At 46.7% G+C, this 17,702-nt stretch carries 16 protein-coding genes; 6 read left to right on the top strand and 10 right to left on the bottom strand.

The features are described 5' to 3' along the window. Window positions 1–19 precede the first annotated feature (19 nt). The 9 genes from VP97_RS01260 to VP97_RS01220 all read right to left on the bottom strand — a co-directional run bounded on the left by VP97_RS01260 (window position 20) and on the right by VP97_RS01220 (window position 8,830). Entirely contained in the window at window positions 20–1,288 is a 1,269-nt protein-coding gene (locus tag VP97_RS01260; RefSeq protein WP_050179800.1) for a dihydrolipoamide acetyltransferase family protein, read from the bottom strand. A gap of 14 nt (window positions 1,289–1,302) precedes the next feature. Next, window positions 1,303–2,331: an alpha-ketoacid dehydrogenase subunit beta gene (locus tag VP97_RS01255; RefSeq protein WP_050179799.1), complete on the bottom strand. Its 1,029-nt coding sequence runs from the start codon at window positions 2,329–2,331 to the stop codon at window positions 1,303–1,305. Next, window positions 2,328–3,341: a thiamine pyrophosphate-dependent dehydrogenase E1 component subunit alpha gene (locus VP97_RS01250; RefSeq protein WP_050179798.1), complete on the bottom strand. Its 1,014-nt coding sequence runs from the start codon at window positions 3,339–3,341 to the stop codon at window positions 2,328–2,330. Before VP97_RS01250 ends, VP97_RS01255 begins: the two co-directional genes overlap by 4 nt. Window positions 3,342–3,486: 145 nt before the next feature. Next, complete coding sequence (locus tag VP97_RS01245) at window positions 3,487–5,310, bottom strand: sigma-54-dependent Fis family transcriptional regulator (protein ID WP_050179797.1); 1,824 nt, start codon at window positions 5,308–5,310, stop codon at window positions 3,487–3,489. Window positions 5,311–5,463: 153 nt separating this feature from the next. Further along, window positions 5,464–5,931, bottom strand: coding sequence for an S-ribosylhomocysteine lyase (locus VP97_RS01240; RefSeq protein ID WP_050179796.1), 468 nt, complete (start codon window positions 5,929–5,931; stop codon window positions 5,464–5,466). Window positions 5,932–5,960: 29 nt separating this feature from the next. Further along, window positions 5,961–6,515, bottom strand: a complete 555-nt coding sequence (locus tag VP97_RS01235; RefSeq protein ID WP_050179795.1) for a Cif family virulence factor — start codon at window positions 6,513–6,515, stop codon at window positions 5,961–5,963. Between the two features lie 124 nt (window positions 6,516–6,639). After that, a complete protein-coding gene (locus VP97_RS01230) occupies window positions 6,640–6,834 on the bottom strand; it encodes a hypothetical protein (RefSeq protein ID WP_050179794.1) in 195 nt (64 codons plus the stop codon). Window positions 6,835–6,969: 135 nt separating this feature from the next. Further along, complete coding sequence (locus tag VP97_RS01225) at window positions 6,970–7,650, bottom strand: response regulator (RefSeq protein ID WP_050179793.1); 681 nt, start codon at window positions 7,648–7,650, stop codon at window positions 6,970–6,972. A gap of 13 nt (window positions 7,651–7,663) precedes the next feature. Further along, window positions 7,664–8,830 carry a sensor histidine kinase gene (locus VP97_RS01220; protein ID WP_050179792.1) on the bottom strand — a complete coding sequence of 389 codons (1,167 nt, stop codon included), beginning with the start codon at window positions 8,828–8,830 and terminating at the stop codon, window positions 7,664–7,666. 320 nt (window positions 8,831–9,150) lie between these two features. Between VP97_RS01220 and VP97_RS01215 the strand changes: the two genes are divergently transcribed. Beyond that, window positions 9,151–9,789, top strand: a complete 639-nt coding sequence (locus VP97_RS01215; RefSeq protein WP_050179791.1) for a YigZ family protein — start codon at window positions 9,151–9,153, stop codon at window positions 9,787–9,789. A gap of 84 nt (window positions 9,790–9,873) precedes the next feature. Continuing rightward, window positions 9,874–10,920: an LCP family protein gene (locus tag VP97_RS01210; protein WP_245629807.1), complete on the top strand. Its 1,047-nt coding sequence runs from the start codon at window positions 9,874–9,876 to the stop codon at window positions 10,918–10,920. A 42-nt stretch (window positions 10,921–10,962) separates the two neighbouring features. Here VP97_RS01210 and VP97_RS01205 read toward each other — a convergent pair whose 3' ends face one another. Further along, window positions 10,963–12,030, bottom strand: coding sequence for a glycosyltransferase family 4 protein (locus VP97_RS01205; protein WP_050180185.1), 1,068 nt, complete (start codon window positions 12,028–12,030; stop codon window positions 10,963–10,965). A gap of 312 nt (window positions 12,031–12,342) precedes the next feature. Between VP97_RS01205 and secA2 the strand changes: the two genes are divergently transcribed. The 4 genes from secA2 to VP97_RS23625 all read left to right on the top strand — a co-directional run bounded on the left by secA2 (window position 12,343) and on the right by VP97_RS23625 (window position 17,699). Continuing rightward, window positions 12,343–14,694, top strand: a complete 2,352-nt coding sequence (gene secA2, locus VP97_RS01200; protein WP_050179790.1) for an accessory Sec system translocase SecA2 — start codon at window positions 12,343–12,345, stop codon at window positions 14,692–14,694. 3 nt (window positions 14,695–14,697) lie between these two features. Beyond that, on the top strand, window positions 14,698–15,597 hold the full coding sequence (locus VP97_RS01195; RefSeq protein ID WP_050179789.1) for an accessory Sec system S-layer assembly protein: 900 nt from the start codon (window positions 14,698–14,700) through the stop codon (window positions 15,595–15,597). Window positions 15,598–15,954: 357 nt separating this feature from the next. Beyond that, on the top strand, window positions 15,955–16,998 hold the full coding sequence (locus tag VP97_RS01190; RefSeq protein ID WP_050179788.1) for a hypothetical protein: 1,044 nt from the start codon (window positions 15,955–15,957) through the stop codon (window positions 16,996–16,998). 563 nt (window positions 16,999–17,561) lie between these two features. Next, entirely contained in the window at window positions 17,562–17,699 is a 138-nt protein-coding gene (locus tag VP97_RS23625) for a hypothetical protein (protein ID WP_156153376.1), read from the top strand. The last annotated feature ends 3 nt before the right edge of the window (window positions 17,700–17,702 follow it).

The following is a 17,702-nucleotide window of genomic DNA, read 5'->3' as shown; positions in this document are numbered from 1 at the left end:
AGGCCTTGATTGTTCCCGGTTATTCCGCAAGCATCCTGTAAGGCTGTTCAAGCATTCCTTTTAATGTCTGCAGGAAAGCGGCCGCTGGGGAACCGTCAATAGCACGGTGATCAAAGGTTAAGCTGAGCGGCTGAATGGTTCGCTTTTGCAAATCATCCCCTATAAAGACGGCTTCTGCCATAGCACGACCAAGGCCGAGAATCCCGATTTCCGGCGGATTTAGCACCGGTGTAAAATATTCTACATCGTAGTTTCCAAGATTGGTAATCGTAAACGTTGAGCCTTTCAGCTTTTCTGCCTGGACGCGGCCGCTTCTCACATCCTCTGCATTGGACCGAATCCGCTCGGATAAGCCTCTCATCGACAGGCGGCATGCATCATTGATCACCGGCACCATCAAGCCGCCATCCAGTGCGACCGCCACACCGAGATGAACACGGTCATGCAGGGCAAGCCGGTTATTCTCAAGCGTAGCATTCATCTCCGGATGTTTTTTCAGCGATGCAATAACTGCTCTGGCAACAAAGTCGGTCAGCGTGAATTGAATACCTTCCTCTGCCAGTGACTCATTCATTTGCTTTCGAATCGTCATCAAATCCGTTACGTCTGCCCGCATCGTAATCGTCAGCTGGGCGGTTGTCTGCAGGCTGTTAAACATGCGCTCGGCGATCACTTTGCGCATACCGGCAATGGGCTTGCCTGCTGCAGAAGAACGGGAAGCCATCGGTTCCACGTCCGCTTCCGGAGCCGGGACCGAAACCGGCTGGGAAGCTGCGGCTGGCTGCGCTGGATGGTGCAAATGGCGCTCCACATCGGACCGGGTAATCCTTCCATTTGGCCCTGTTCCCGGGATGCCGGTTATATCCAGATCATGTTCTTTAGCGAGCTTGCGCGCAGCCGGTGAAACACGTATTCTACCGCCATTTTTCTCTGCCTTCGCGGTAAACGGCTCCGTTGTTTGCTCAATCGAAGCCGGTATTTCCATCGGTATCTCTGGTGCTTCCTGGTGAAGTTCGGGCTGGGGTGCATGTATGGCCTCCGTTTCTTCTCCGGCTTCCCCGACAAATCCAATCGCTTCTCCGACTTTAACGATTTCATCTGAAGCCGCCTGGATTTTCAGCAGTACTCCATCTGCCGGCGCTTCCACATCTTTTTCAATTTTATCCGAGCTGATTACGGCGACCGAATCCCCTTTTTTTACTTCTTCTCCCTCCTGCTTCAGCCACTCAACGACCGTTCCTTCCTCCATCCCCATACCAAGCTTTGGCATAATCAACTTTACAGCCATCGGCTATTCCCCCTTTATATCACCAATTCGCTGCCGGTCATTTCCTCAACAGCTTTAATGATTTTATCCGGTGTTGGCAAATACAGATCTTCGAGTGACGGAGCAAACGGAACCGGTGTGTGCGGTGCCGTCACCATTTTGATCGGCGCATCTAAATAGTCGAAGCCTTTGTCAGCGACAAGAGCAGCGATGTCTGTTGCAGCACTGCAGCGTGGATTTGCTTCATCGACTACAATGAGACGTCCTGTTTTTTCCACTGACGATAAGATCGTATCCTCATCAAGCGGCGACAGTGTACGCGGATCGATAATTTCAGCCTCCAGCCCGTTCTTGGACAGCTCACCCGCTGCTTTTAAGGCCGTGTGTACCATTTTTCCGATCGCCACAATGGTCACGTCTTCACCGCTCCGTTTGATATCCGCTTTTCCGAACGGAATACGATATGATCCTTCCGGCACCTCACCCTTCATTGTGTAAAGCGTTTTGTCTTCAAAGAAAACAACCAGATCATCATCAAAAATCGACTCGAGCAGGAGCCCTTTCGCGTCATATGGAGTGGATGGAATGACGACTTTGATGCCTGGAATGTGTGTAAAGAACGAGTACAGGCTTTGAGAATGCTGGGCCGCGGCACGGAAGCCGGCCCCGTGCATCGTCCGGATCGTGAGCGGCACTTTTGCTTTTCCGCCAAACATGTAGCGCAGCTTGGCTCCCTGGTTCATGACTTCATCTAAGCAGCTGCCGATAAAATCATTGAACATCAGCTCCGCAATCGGACGCATTCCTGTAGCGGCTGCGGTTACCGCTGCACCGACGTAGCCTGCTTCCGCAATGGGTGTGTCAATAATCCGGTCCCGGCCAAATTCCTGCACAAGTCCTTTCGTTACGCCCATTACGCCGCCCCATGCTTCTTCATCCTGCAGGTGGTCAACCGCCGCCCCTCCGGCTACGTCCTCACCGAGCAAAATAACGTCCGCATCTTCTCTCATCGAAATAGCCATTGCTTCGTTGACTGCCTGGGAAAAAGTTAATTGACGCGTCATTGCGTGGCACCTCCATCCGTTTTATATGACACGTACACATCCTCCATGAGCTGTTCCGGCAGTGGATACGGGCTCGTTTCCGCAAACTCGACTGCACGGTCCACCGCGCTCCGCACATCAGCATCCATTTGGTCAAGCTCCGCTTCGGTCATAATGTCCTGCTCAGTTAAGTACGTGTAAAATTGTTTGATCGCATCGAGGTCATCCAGATGCTTTACTTTTTCTTCTCCTTTATACGTTTGTGCATCACCTTCAAAATGGCCGTAGTTTCGATATGTCACACATTCAATCAATGTCGGTCCTTCACCATTGCGGGCCCGTTCAACAGCGCGTTTTGCAGCTTCATGCACTGCCATCACATCTTTTCCATCGACCGTCTCGCCTGGAATACTGTAGCCCGCTGCCCGGTCGGCAATGGATTTACAGCTGGATGCGTAATGGAACGGCGTTGCTTCACCAAACCCATTGTTTTCCGCCACAAAAATAACCGGTAAATTCCAGATCGCCGCCATGTTGATGCCTTCATGGAATGTGCCATGGTTATTGGCTCCATCTCCGAAAAAGCATACAGCGACGCCGCCTGTTTTTTTCAATTTATGTGTTAAGCCCGCTCCAACGGCCAGCGGAAAGCCGCCTCCAACGATTCCATTGGCCCCGAGCATTCCTTTTTCCACGTCAGCAATATGCATAGAACCACCCTTGCCTTTACAAAGCCCGGTTGCCCTTCCATAAATCTCAGCCATCATACCGTTCAAGTCACAGCCTTTGGCAATACAGTGCCCGTGCCCGCGGTGTGTGCTTGTAATGTAGTCTTTATCATCGAGATGAGCGCAGAGACCGACCGCAATTGCTTCTTCTCCTGCATACAAATGAACAAAGCCAGGCAGGATGCCGGTTCCGAAAATGTCGTGAACCCGGTCCTCAAAGTGCCGTATTTCAAGCATTTTTTGAAACATCCAGGTAGCTTCCTCTTTAGAAATGGTTGTTTGGTTCGTTTGCGTTTGTGACATGGTACCCTCTCCCTTTCATTGATAAATGAAATAGAAAACGCTTTCAAATTTCTTTATGCAAGCACCATGCCAGCCTGGGGATACCGAAGCAGCGCGCTCTTTCTCGATAACGAGACCATTTTTCCCACTGTTGTCCCGGCTCGTCTCAATTGATCCCATATTGTTTCAGCTTCCGGTAAAAAGTGCTGCGTGGTATACCGAGCTCGTTCGCCGCGGTTGGAGCATGACCTTTTGCCCTCTTTAATGCCTGCAACAATTCTTCCCGCTCGATTTCCTGGCGGCTCGACCATTCTGTTCCATCCGTTGTCTCAAGTGAGATCATTACGTCTGCCGGCGATAACTCTGCTGGTACATGATCACCATACAAAATACGGATGCGGTCTAATATATTAAACAATTCACGGAAATTACCTGGAAATGAGTGCTGCTTAAAAACATCAATAAGAGACTCCGGAACTGTGCCGTTCCAATGCATCCTTTTTTGATAATCCTGGATAAACAGCTTCATGTCACAAAGCCGCTGGCGCAGCGGCGGCAACGCGATCGGAAACACATAAATCCGGTAAAAAAGATCTTCTCGCAGCCCTCCCTTGTTCACCAGCTCAATTAAATTACGATGGGTGGCTGTAACGATCCGAACATTGACCGGAACTGGCTTGGATGCGCCGACAGGCATCACTTCCTGCTCCTGCAGCACACGCAGCAGTGAAATTTGCATCTGCTCTGAAATATCGCCAATTTCATCTAAAAAAAGCGTGCCTCCATCTGCATCACGGATTTTCCCCTGATAGCCGCTCCGGCTCGCCCCTGTAAAAGCACCGCCTTCATAGCCGAACAGCTCGCTTTCCATCAATGACGCTGGAATGGCCCCGCAGTTAACCGCGATAAACGGCCCGTTTTGACGGCCGCTGTTTTCATGAATAGCCCGGGCTAAAATTTCTTTTCCAGTCCCTGTTTCCCCGTGAATATGTACAGCCGCATCGGTTTGGGCCACCCGTTCTGCCTGCCACAAAACATGCTGAAAGGACGCTGATGTGCCAATGACTCCTCTATAATGAAAGGTGTCCGTCCAGCCTGAAACAGCCGGCGATTTTTTGGACGAGGAAAACTGAACTAAACGGCCGATTTGATAAGAACGCGATTCGTTAAATACATCCCGCATCACATCCTGTACCCAGACCGTTTCTGGCAGTTCATACAATGGAAAAGGAACAGCCGTCTGGCACTTTTCCTTCATCCTGTCATTCATCCAGACGACAAGACCGGATGCAGAAACCGCCGCTATGGCCGCGGAATGCTGGCGATAAAAAGAAGCCGTCATCACGAGCGCCTGCTCATCCATTTTCTCCATTGCCGCCCACTGCTGCTCAATGGCAAAAGCAGCGGCACAAACAGCAGCCAGCATATGTTCATGGCGGGAATCTTCTACTGAACTTGTTATATCGAGTACGCCTAACAGCGTGCCGTCTGATGCGTGAATAGGCGCCGCTGAACAGGAAAAGAGCTGGGAAGCGACTGAATAGTGCTCGGTGCCAACCACGGTGATCGCCTCTCCTGTTCTGAGAGCGGTTCCAACTGCATTTGTGCCGACCACATCTTCTGTCCACCTCGATCCTTCTACAAAATTAATTTTGGAAGCCTGCTTTAAAGCCGGATCCGGTCCCCTTGTAGCTAAAATATATCCTTCATTGTCGGTCAATAGGATCATCGTATTGGCTTGATGGATAGAGGCGATGACCCTGTTCATCAGTGGCGCTGCAATCGAGGCCAGCCGGTCATTTTTTTCAAGGCGGATGCGAAGCTGGTCCGGTGTTAAAATCTCTTTTCCTTTACCGTCGTATGGATTTACGCCATTTTTCTGGCACATATACCACGATTCTTCAATCCGCTTTTGCAGGCGTGCCGCATCGAGCACACCTTCTCTTACAAACCGCTGCCATACATGTCGCTTGACTGTTTCATTCACCATTCAAAAACCTCCTCATAAAAAATGGGGTTCTTTTTCTTGATGTCATTGATTATCCTCTTGATGGACACAGATATCGGCTCGTTTTGAGAGAATCAATCCAAAATAAAAAGCGGATAAAAGGCCATTCCTTTTATCCGCTTGTCAGCACACGGCTTACCCGGCAAATACTTCTGTCCATTCCTGGCGCTTGGCAAGCATGTCGCGGGCGATTTCTTTCGCGCCTTCTAAGCTGTGGCTTGCTGCCCATCCGCATTGTACTTCATTGCAGGCCGGTACTTCAGTTGCTTCTAATACGTCCTGTAACGTTTTTTCAAGGATGTTTAAAATATCTTCGTAATCTTCGTGATTAATAACCGCAATATAGTAGCCCGTCTGGCATCCCATTGGGCTAATATCTACAATTTTATCCGAATGGTTACGGCTGAATTCTGCCATCATATGCTCTAGTGAATGAAGAGCCGGCATGTCCATATGCTCTTTGTTCGGCTGGCAGAAGCGAACATCATATTTTAAAATTTTATCTCCGTTTTGCCCTTCCTTGATACCGGCAAGACGGACATAAGGCGCTTTTACTTTTGTGTGGTCCAAATTAAAGCTTTCTACGTTCATTTCTTTTGTCATGTTTAAAAACCTCTTTTCTTTTTACTATATCATTCCATGGCAAAAAGGGAAACTTGCTTCCAGCCGCTCTCCTCTTTTTGAAACACCATGATCTGGCGTGTGGTCTGCTGAACTTGTTTGCCTGTAGCAATATCCTTCGACGTTGATTTCATATTCATAAATACATTGGCAGTTTGTGCTGATTTATCGTACTGAATAATGGTTATATTCTCAGGCTCCATGACGGCGTCAAATGTTTGAAACACTTTTTCCACGTACGCTTTTTCTTCGTCGTAATCAAATGACTTCGGGGTTTCCGAAATAGTGGCCATATATCGGGCAAGATCCTTATTGTTAAACGACTGAATTTGCTCATTCAGCACAGCAAGAATCGCCTTTTTTTCTTCGCCGGGTATACCTTCTGCTTCTTCAATAGGTGCTCTTACTGCTGCACTTTCATCGCTTGTCCCGGCACTGTGCGTCTCCTGCTCCGCGCGGCCCGCTTCACCATCCGCTGTTGAATGGGCGGCTTGCTCTTTTTCCTCACCGCAGCCAGCCAGCAATGCACCGGCTAAAACAAGAGCCGCTGTCCATTTATTGTTCACCGTTTCTGCACGTCCTTCCAGGGCTTGTCCAAAAATGGTGCGGCAGGACGCCGCACATACCGCTTTTTATTCTTATTGTAAAAGAAAAAAGGCCCGCACTCAACCAGCGCAGACCGTTTTTTCATTAATAGCGTCTAAAGGGCGGACGACCGTAGAAAATCGGCGTCAGCAGGCTTCCTGTTAAACCACCGAAAAATCCTCCTAAAAATGGATTCTGGTAGCCGCCATAGCCGTAGCCATAGCCATAATAAGGAGGCTGATAATACGGCGGATACGGCGGATAAGGATAGTAGGGCGGGCGCACGTTGAACGGACTCATCTTCATCGCTCCTTTCGCTTGTAGTGTATGCAACAAAAGAAGCGGTGGTGAGTGGCCTGCTGCCCAAAGAAATAAAAGTCTTCCTCCTTTTAACAGCTCTTTTCTACAAAAAAAAGCCCCATAAAAGGGACTCTTTTAGCGCACTTCCACCCAGCCTTTTTTGATGGCTGTTACAACAGCTTGTGTACGGTCGTTTACATTCATTTTTTGCAGGATATTACTTACATGGTTTTTAACCGTTTTTTCACTGATATACAGTGCTTCTCCAATGCCGCGGTTGCTTTTTCCATCCGCTAAAAGCTGAAGCACTTCACACTCGCGGCGTGTCAGCAGGTGAAGCGGACGCACCACTTCTGTTTGCTGGAATCCTTTTCCTTTTCCGTCATCGGATGAAAGGCGGCGGTAATCCGCAATTAAATTATGGGTTACACGCGGATGCAGATAAGATCCTCCGTCTGCAACCACCTTCACTGCTTCAACAAGCTCTTCTGCATCCATTTCTTTCAGCAGATAACCAAGCGCACCTGATTGCAGGGCATGGGTTACATAGTTTTCATCATCGTGAATCGATAAAATAATGACTTTTGTGTCCGGGTGTTTATCAACCAGCTTGCGTGTTGCTTCGACACCATTCACTTCCGGCATGTTAATATCCATGATGACAACATCCGGGTTATGCTCTTCAACGAGCGAAAGTGCTTCGGTTCCATCGTCCCCTTCTGCAAGCACTTCAAACGTTTCTTCAAAATCAAGAATCCGTTTTACCCCTTCGCGAAATAACTGGTGGTCATCAATAATAATAATTTTCGTTGTCATCGTCTTTCCTCCTCTAAGTCAATGGCTGCTCAATTATTGGGACACTGATTAAAACGACTGCCCCTTCACCCGGCTTCGAATGAATGGTAATATCTCCATCAAGGAGATCAATTCGCTCTTTCATTCCCATTATGCCAAAAGAGCCTGATTTTTTCTTGTTTGGGTCAAACCCTTTGCCGTTATCTTTTACAACGGCTAATACCTGTTCTTTCTTTATTTCTAGTTTTACTTGAATACTGGATGCCCCTGCATGTTTTAATGCATTTTGAACCGACTCCTGAATCAGCCGAAACAGAGCTACTTCCATATTGGATGGCAGCCTTTTTTCAAGGCCGATGTTTGAAAAAGTGATAGTCGGCGTGGCTTTTCGGGAGCGGCTGTATTCGCTCACAGTATCTAAATACTTTTTCAGCGTTGGAACCAGACCAAGGTCGTCAAGCGCCATTGGACGCAGATCATAAATAATCCGGCGCACTTCAACCAGTGCAGAGCGGACCATTTTTTTCAGGTCGCGAATTTCATTAAAGGCGGCTTCTACACCCCGTTCCCGGTACAGCTTTTCAATTAAATCCGAGCGCATCAGCACATTTGCCATCATCTGGGCCGGCCCATCGTGAATTTCACGAGACAAACGCTTACGCTCTTCTTCCTGCGCTTCCATTACCTGCAGACCAAACGCCTGCTTGGATTGGGCATCTTCCAGTGCCCGGCCAAACGCTTTCATGTCCTGGGTTAAGTAGTTCAGGACAACAGCCGTTTGCGAAACGAGATGCTCCGCCCGCTCGATCGTCGTGTGAACCGATAAAAGCCGGCGGTCCAGCTCGTTGCGGCGGTCTATGAGCTGTTTTTCGTTTTGCCGCAAAACGAGCAGCTTCACTTGTAAATCATGGGCCTTTTCATAGGCCTGGCGCACAACCTCTTCTGAATGTACAGAAAAGTCACGGCTTACTTCTGAAAGCCGCTTGCGTGCCATTTTCACTTTTCGTTCCAGATCTTCCTGTTCTACAATAGAGGAGTGAATTTGGCTTTTGATCGTTTTCAATTCTGCCATTAATGCTTCATAGTCGATTCTGCTTTGTTCTGCGATGGAAAAAATCTGGTCTTTGCTTTGATCGACTGTTTCCACCATTTTATCCAAAATTGTATCAAGAAGTTTGGTATCCGAATTTCGTATGGACATAATCGGTTTCCTTCCAAATGAGATAAATGGGACCTGCCCGAAAGATGCAGAACATATTTCATACAGCTGTATCTTTCGATGGTGGAAATAATGCATAGTTTACCTTAAATCCCTCAAAAAAGACCCGGTGAAAACCTCACACGGGAAGGCCAATTTCATTATATCATTACATCTGGGAACGAACATTAAAGTTTATTTACGATTCGTTTAAAAGTATTTCGAAGCATGACTCTTTTCATCCGGACTTTTTTCCTTTACGATAAACTATCAATACCGACTACCCTTATTTTCGATTTTTAAACCTAATAGGAGGAATTTTTTTGTTACCTTATTATAAAACTGTAAAATCTTCCAGCGCCCATGAAATCGTTATTCAAAAATCACGCTTTATTGCTCATACAGCAAGAGTCGAATCCGCCGATGAAGCCATCGCCTTTATTGACCAAATCAAAAAACAGCATTGGAACGCGACCCATAACTGCTCGGCTTATATGATCGGCGAGCACGATCATATCCAAAAAGCAAATGATGACGGAGAACCGTCAGGAACAGCCGGTGTGCCTATTTTAGAAGTTATTAAAAAAAGAGAATTAAAAGATACAGCAATCGTCGTAACGCGCTATTTTGGCGGTATTAAGCTTGGGGCAGGCGGTCTGATCCGTGCATACGGCAAAGCGGCATCAGAGGGCTTGAACGCAGCTGGTATTGTCGAACGCCGTCTAATGAAAATTGTGACCGCTTCGATCGATTATACATGGCTCGGCAAAATTGAAAACGAATTGCGCGCCTCGGTATATGAATTAAAAGAAATCCGCTATGCCGAAGGAGTCGATGTCGACGTGTTTGTAGAGGAAGAGCAGGTGGACGCTTTTTGCAGCTGGATAACAGAGCTGACAAACGGACAAGCTGTTTTTTCAGAAGGAGACGTTTTATACATGGAAAAAACCGTCGAATTTTAAAAAAATTTGAACGAACTTATCCTTTCATAGTAAAATAAAAGATAGTTCAAAATTTGATCATTATACCTAAAAGGAGACAAATACATGAGTTCACCCAATCAACGTATGGGCCGGCGCCGGAAGAAAACACAAAAGCGCCGAATTTTATTTTTCACGCTTTTCCTTCCACTGCTGCTTGTTGTTTCTACTGGTGCAGGCTACGGCGCCTTTCTTTATAAGAAAGCCGAAACGATCGTCTCGGATTCTTATATGAATGATGGCCGTGAAAAGTCGGCCCTGCGTGATGCGGAGGTTCATCCGCTTGAGGATAACGTTTCAATTTTATTTATGGGAATTGATGATAACAAGAGACGCAACTATGGGGACAACACCCGTACGGATGCACTTGTTTTAGCAACGTTAAATGTAAAAGATAAAACGATTAAAATGATCAGTATTCCTCGTGATACGTACGCTTATATTCCTGAAGAGGAAGATTACAATAAAATTAACCACGCCCATGTTGTCGGCGGCCCGAAAGCCACAATTGAAGCCGTTGAGGAACTTCTTGATGTGCCGGTTGACTACTATGTCCGCTTAAATTTTTATGCTTTTGTAGATGTCGTTAATGCGCTTGACGGCGTGAAGTTTAATGTACCATATGATATTAGAGAAAAAGATTCCAGCGATGTTCATTACACCTATGTAAAAGAAGGCATGCAGACACTCAATGGTGAAGAAGCGCTTGCCGTTGCACGTACACGTCACGCTGACAGCGATATTGAGCGCGGTAAACGCCAGCAGCAGATGCTGCAGGCCATCACCAAAAAAGCAACTTCATTCAATTCTCTTACAAAATATGACGAATTGCTAGAAGCAGTTGGCTCCAATATGCGCACAAACCTGACGTTCAGTGAAATGAAATCACTGATCACCTATGCTGAAAGTGATAAAGGCATGAATTATGAGTCTCTTTCACTCAAAGGGACAGATGATTTCCTGGCCTCCGGTGCTTACATTTACCGGGCTGATGAAACAGAGCTTGAAGTCATTAAAGGCAAATTGCAGCGCCACCTTGGCATTGAGCCGTCTGATGATTCGTCCGCAGATGAAGACAGCGAATCTGAAGAAGAATCATACAGCACAGAATAAAAAAAACCCGCTATCCGAACGAATCGGATAGCGGGTTTTTTGTTACATATTTTTTTTCGTTCCGCCTTTTACAAAGTTTAAAAGCGGCTTGTAGTCATTGCCGATCAAGCCAATGCTTTCAACGAAAATTTCAATGGCGATAGTAATGACCGCCATCATAATAATAGCACCCCACAGAGTGGCCATAGAGAAAATAATCGCTGCCAGACCAAACAGCATGGCAATCATATAAATAATTAAAACCGTTTGTTTATGCGTATAGCCTGTCCGAAGAAGGCAATGATGAAGGTGAGATTTGTCCGGCGCGGAGATCGGCTGCTTGTTCAGCTTCCGGCGGATAATCGCAAAAATCGTATCCGAGATCGGTACCCCCAGGATAATAATCGGAATAATGAGTGACACGACCGTAATATTTTTAAAGCCGAGTAGTGACACCACGGAAATAATAAAACCAAGAAACAGTGCCCCAGTATCCCCCATAAAGATTTTGGCAGGGTGGAAATTGTATTTCAAAAATCCAATCGTGCTGGCCGCTACAATCAATGCTACGCTCATAACGTATACATCACCTTTTAAAAAGGCCATAAAGCTGATTGTAAATAGGGCAATCGTCGAAACACCGGCCGCAAGACCATCAAGGCCGTCAATTAAATTAATCGCGTTTGTAATCGCCACAATCCAGATAATCGTCAGTGGAATGCTTAAAAAGCTGTTAAATTCAATAGTTCCGCCAAACGGCAGGTTAAAGAAATCGAGCCGAACATCCCCATATACGACTACCACAAGGGCCGCCGCGATTTGGCCGGCAAGCTTTACCTTTGCAGAAAGCTCAAAACGGTCATCAAATACGCCTGTTAAAATGATAATAAAACTTCCAATGATAATCGCAGGGTTCATCAGCGGCAAATCATAGGGTGCAGCAGGCTGCAGCACAAGCATGCCAATCAGGAAGCTGATAAAAATGGCCAGCCCGCCCATGCGCGGCATAATCCGCTGATGTACTTTTCGGTAATTTGGTTTGTCAACAGCTCCGATGGCGATAGCGAATTTTTTCACAAGTGGCGTAATGGCTAAAGAAGCCAGTACACAGATAATAAAGGCAAAAACCATAAGATCCTCCCTCTGTTGGCCAGAAATATATGTGAAATGATCAAAAGCTACATGCGCGGCGTCCTGCCGCAATGCTTTTGTGACCTGCCGAGCAGGCCCGAACATGATTATTTTTATTTGTCCTCAATTTCAACATTATAATCGCAAACAACCATTATATCCACCATAAACATGAAAAAGACCTGATATTTTCTTTCATGCTGTCTTCTGTTAAGATAAAGGATGGGCGGCTGCGTGCGCAGCATTCAGCTATCATGCCTTTGTGAACCGCATTAGACGGGCCCACGGAACGTATTCTGGGGAGTGAAATAAATGGTTTCCTTATTTCGAAAAAAAGATGCTGCCGAGCGGCAGTTAAAAACATACCGAAAGCTAGTTACAGAGATTAATGAACAAGAAGCAGCCATTGAAGCGTTAACAGACGAACAGCTGCGTGGCAAAACAGCAGAATTCAAGGAACGCCTTGCCGGCGGCGCAGCGATTGATGATATTAAAACAGAGGCGTTTGCCGTGGTGCGTGAAGCAGCCAAACGCGTTCTTGGCATGCGCCATTATGATGTTCAGCTGATCGGCGGCCTGATTTTGTCCGGCGCCAACATTGCAGAAATGGCAACAGGGGAAGGAAAAACACTTGTTGCTTCCCTGCCAAGCTACCTGCGTGCGCTTGAAGGCAAAGGCGTTCACGTAATTACTGTGAATGAATATTTAGCGAAGCGCGACCGTGACACCATCGGACCGCTTCATGAATTTCTTGGCCTGACAGTCGGCTTAAATGTGCCGCTTATGGATAGTAAAGAAAAACAGGAAGCGTACAATGCGGACATTACCTACGGTGTCGGAACGGAATTTGGCTTCGATTACCTGCGTGACAATATGGTCTGGCACCCTTCGCAGCGCGTTCAGCGGCCCTACCATTTCGCGATCATTGATGAAGTCGATAGCGTTTTAATTGATGAAGCAAAAACACCGCTAATCATTGCCGGTAAAATGCCGCCTGCTGCTGACCTTCACTATATCGGTTCACGCGTGGCCAAACGGTTTGTGCGTGATGAGGACTATCACCTTGATGATGAAACAAAAGCCGTCAGCTTGACCGATGGCGGAATTGAAAAAGTAGAAAAAGCATTCGGCGTTGACAATTTATACGAGCTTGAGCACCAGACGCTTTACCATTACATGATTCAGGCAGTACGGGCTCATGTAATGTTCGAAAAGGATGTAGACTATATCGTGAAGGACGGATCGATTCTGCTTGTCGATATGTTTACAGGCCGCACGATGGAAGGACGAACCCTGTCAGACGGTCTTCACCAGGCCATTGAAGCAAAAGAAGGACTCGAAGTCACGGACGAAAATAAAACGCAGGCTTCGATTACGATTCAAAACTACTTCCGCATGTACCCATTCCTGTCCGGCATGACCGGTACGGCCAAAACAGAAGAAAAAGAGCTGCTTCAAGTGTATAACATGCAGGTGATTCCTGTACCGACCAACCGGCCGGTACAGCGCGTGGACATGCCTGACCGCATTTACCAGACAATCGAGCAAAAATATGCCGCTGTTACAGCCGAAACCATCGCGCGCCATGCGAAGGGTCAGCCCGTGCTGGTCGGAACCACTTCTATTTTACAGTCTGAAAAAATCGCCGAGCATTTTAAAGAAGCCGGACTGTCTTTTGAGCTGTTAAATGCGAAAAGCGTGGAGCAGGAAGTGGAGCTTATTTCACGCTCGGGCCAGCGCGGCCATATCACCATTGCAACAAACATGGCTGGACGCGGTACGGATATTCTGCTTGGCGAGGGCGTTCCCGAGCTCGGCGGACTGCATGTCATCGGGACGGAACGCCACGAAAGCCGCCGGGTTGACAACCAGCTCAAGGGCCGTTCCGGACGTCAGGGAGATCCCGGCTCCAGTGAATTTATCATTTCACTTGAGGATGCAATGTTCCGCCGCTTTGCCAAAGATGACCTGGCCAAGCTTGCGAAAAAAGTGCAGACAAACAGTGATGGTCTGGTTACCTACAAAAAAATACATGAATTTGTAGACCGCGTACAGCGGATTGTGGAAGGCTCGAACTATTCGATCCGCGAATACAATTTAAAGCTGGATGATGTGATTAATGAGCAGCGTGGTGTGATTTTCGGTCTGCGCAACGCCATTATTGATAATGCATCCCAGAAAGAGCGGCTCCTGGATATGGTAAAACGCTCTGTTCGCGAAGAAATCGACTACTACTGCCATGAGGAAGCGGAGCCAGAGGAATGGACGCTCGATATCCTTTCCGGGCATCTTCAGGCCATGTTCGGCGGCCGCGCCATTCCGCTTCCAGAGGAAGTATCCAGCAAAAAAGAAGTGGAACGCACGGTTGAACCGGTTTTAGCCGATTATCTGGACTGGGTAAATGAAGAATACGACCCGTCATGGGATGATGGGATCAAACGAATTATGACAGCTGATCTTGATGCTGCCTGGGTTCATCACCTTGAACAAATGACGCGCTTAAAAGAAGGCATTGGACTGCGGCATTATCAGCAGGAAGATCCAATGCGCATTTATGCACGTGAAGGCTTACAGCTTTTCCAAACGTCTTACCGCGACCTGCTTCGTTCTATTTCTGCCAAAACGGCCGCTTTCATGACGGAATTCACGAAAAAGGAGAATTAACCGATGTTTTCTTTCTTTAAACGAAAAGGTAAAAATGATGAAGCACTTAAAAATGATGGACGCGAGACCTCCGTTTCTGCCGCAGAGGTAACCGGCGGAGAATCAGAAGCGGGCACAGAAGAAGTAACAACAGCCCTGTCCCTTCACCCGGCGCAGACGGTTTCTCAAGAGCAAATGTATGTGCTGCGTTTTTTAAACAATGAGCTGCCGCCGCTTAAGCGCAACCAGCTTTCCCTGTCCGGCATTGAATGGAGTGAGCAGCCGAACGGCATTGCGGTTTCTGCATTTATCCGCAATACGGTTGAACGTGAGATTACACTGGGAGATGTACCTCTTCTTCTGCTTAATGAAAAAAATGAACTGAAGGCGCGGGATACATTTCCTTTAAAAGATGTCGGAGCCCTTCCGGCTGATTCAAGCCGTCCGTGGACATTTCTTTTCCCGGCTGCGTCTCTTGATCCCCGTGTTGAACTAGGCAAAGAAAACTGGTCGATCGCGTTTGATTTAACATCACGCAAGCATAAGCTTGACCTTGATGAAAAATGGGACAAAACATTGCCACAGGAGCAAAAAGAAAACCTGCAGCGGATTGTGGAAAAGCTCGGTGATCCGGCTAAAAATGAATTGAATTTCACAGGGCTCAGCGCTGCAACGCTTGATAACGGAGATTTAACCATTTCCGTGCTGATCCGAAACGGCTACGACCGGAATGTAAATATTGAAAAACTGCCGCTGCAGCTTTTTGATGCAGCAGGCGATCTTGTCGCCCACGGCCAGTTTAACGTTGGCGATTTTGAAGTAAAAGCCAACACAACAAAGCCATGGTCATTTGTTTTCCCGGCCTCGCTCGTTCAAAAAGAAAACGCCGATTTCTCTAAATGGAGTGTCCGCGTAAGCAAATAAAAAAAGGTGCCCTCAAGCGTCAGCGAGCTGACTGCACGGGCACCTTTTTTATTGGAACAAAGTAAAAAAGCACCTGTCATACCGGACAGATGCTCACAGCTTGTACCAACCACGTTCTAGCAAAACGAGTTATTTTACATACAAAACGGAAACTATATGTCCATTCTATCACATCTTTTTACACTTACAACCGTTAATTTAAAAAATGAGGTATTCTCTTCCCTTATTGTCGAAAAATGAGAGCTGTAGTATGATTAATCCTGTTGTTATCCTTTATCAGGCAAAAAATCGTAAACTTGACAGCTCTACTAATCATACGTCACCATTCTTTATTTTAACGTTTAAGGTGTGATTTGCATGAAACAGTCCAGACGCTTTCTGGCAATCTTTTTTTCTCTTTTACTTTTAACACTCGTTCCTATTTCTATCATCAATTACTTTATTGATCCGCTTTGGACCTTTGGCCAAAAGCATGCGTGGAATGATCATCAAGCTGTGATTGATGAGCGGCAGCAAAAAACAAACCGCATTTTGTTTCAGCCGTTTTCGTACGATACCATTTTGCTTGGATCAAGCCGGTCAACTTATATTGACCAGCACGAGTTTAAAAGTATGAAAGTTTATAACTATTCCGTTAATGATCTATCTATACGAGAATATGATACATTTCTTGCATTTGCAGAAGCACATAGTAAACAGCCGGTCCAGCGTGTAATATTAGGGGTTGATTTCTTTAAATCTTCCGTTCAGGAAAGCAGCCAGCCTCGGTCGCTGACCAATTATGAAAAGAAAGTAGCAGATCCGCTGTACCGTTTTAAAAATCTATTATCTTTTGATACCCTGCGATACTCTCTAGAGAACGCGCGCCTGTCTATTGCTAACGATGTGTCGCTTAACCGCGTGTATAACCGGGACAATACAGCCGATGCAAAGAAAATTTCCCGGGAAGAGCTTGAACAAAACACGGCCGAAAAAATTGAACGCTTCAAACAGGAATTTTACGGCAGTCATTACGTATACAATCCCAGGTACAAAGAATTTTTGTCGATTTTCAACAAGCGGCACCCAGATGTAGAAAAGATCGTGTACACGACTCCCATTTCGATGGAGCTGTTTGATGCGCTTGTTGATACCGGTCACCTTGATGACTATGAACAGTGGCTGCGTGATTTAGTTGAGCTTTACGGCGGTGTTTATAACTTTATGTATCCAAATGAAGTGACGAATGACCTAACCAATTATTTTGACGGCCATCACTTTTATCCGGAAACCGGTACAAAAATCGCAAAACGGATTGAAGCCGGCCCCGATGCAAAAAGCCCGTTTGGCGTTTATATCACAAAAAACAACATCGACCAGCACCTTCAGGATATACGAAATGCGCTGGAAAAACGGCATTAAAAAACGGTCCCTATAAAGGGGCCGTTTTTTTTTCACTCTGTTGAAATAGGATGTTGTCCAGCTACATCACCCTCAAACTCTACACATATAGTGACCGTTCTTAGCCGAAGCATAGAAAGGGCGGCATTCGCGGGGCTGCGCTTTCCAAGGGGCAGGCGCTGAGCTCGTCTTCACCGCTTCGCGGCAAAGCCGGTCTCACCTGTCCCGCTAGTCCCTTAGGAGTCTCCGCCCCGCGCCTGCCGCCTTGGTGGGGAGGAAAAAAAGCCAGTAAACCCTAGTCTGTTTCCCTTTCTTTGCTGGAAGAAACAGAAAAAACCTTTCAACCTTTTTGTTTTTCAACACTAAGTTAAAAAACGGTCTCTATAAAGGACCGTTTTTTAATGTCGACAAATAATTGATGACCGTGCATATGAACGGGATAGACTAGCGACAAGACTATACAGAGCTAATAGGATCGTATTTTTTCTTTGTAAAAAAGAGAAAATGTCTATTCTATCCTTACTCATTGATCTTCAACAACACCTATTGAAGCCTGCCGGACGAAGACTCCTGCGGGAAGTACAGTGAATCGGCAGATCCCGCAGGCGCAAGCCGAGGAAGCTGCCGCACTGCCCGTGGAACGCGAAGTCCGGCAGGCTTCACTTATCGGCTCTTTTTTAAAAGCGAAAGACTTTATCTACACACTGAAACGGTCCTTCTAAAGG

Source organism: Domibacillus robiginosus, from assembly GCF_000966195.1.
In the GTDB taxonomy this organism is placed as follows: Bacteria; Bacillota; Bacilli; order Bacillales; family Domibacillaceae; genus Domibacillus; species Domibacillus robiginosus.
This window is presented reverse-complemented; position numbering and strand designations above follow the sequence as displayed.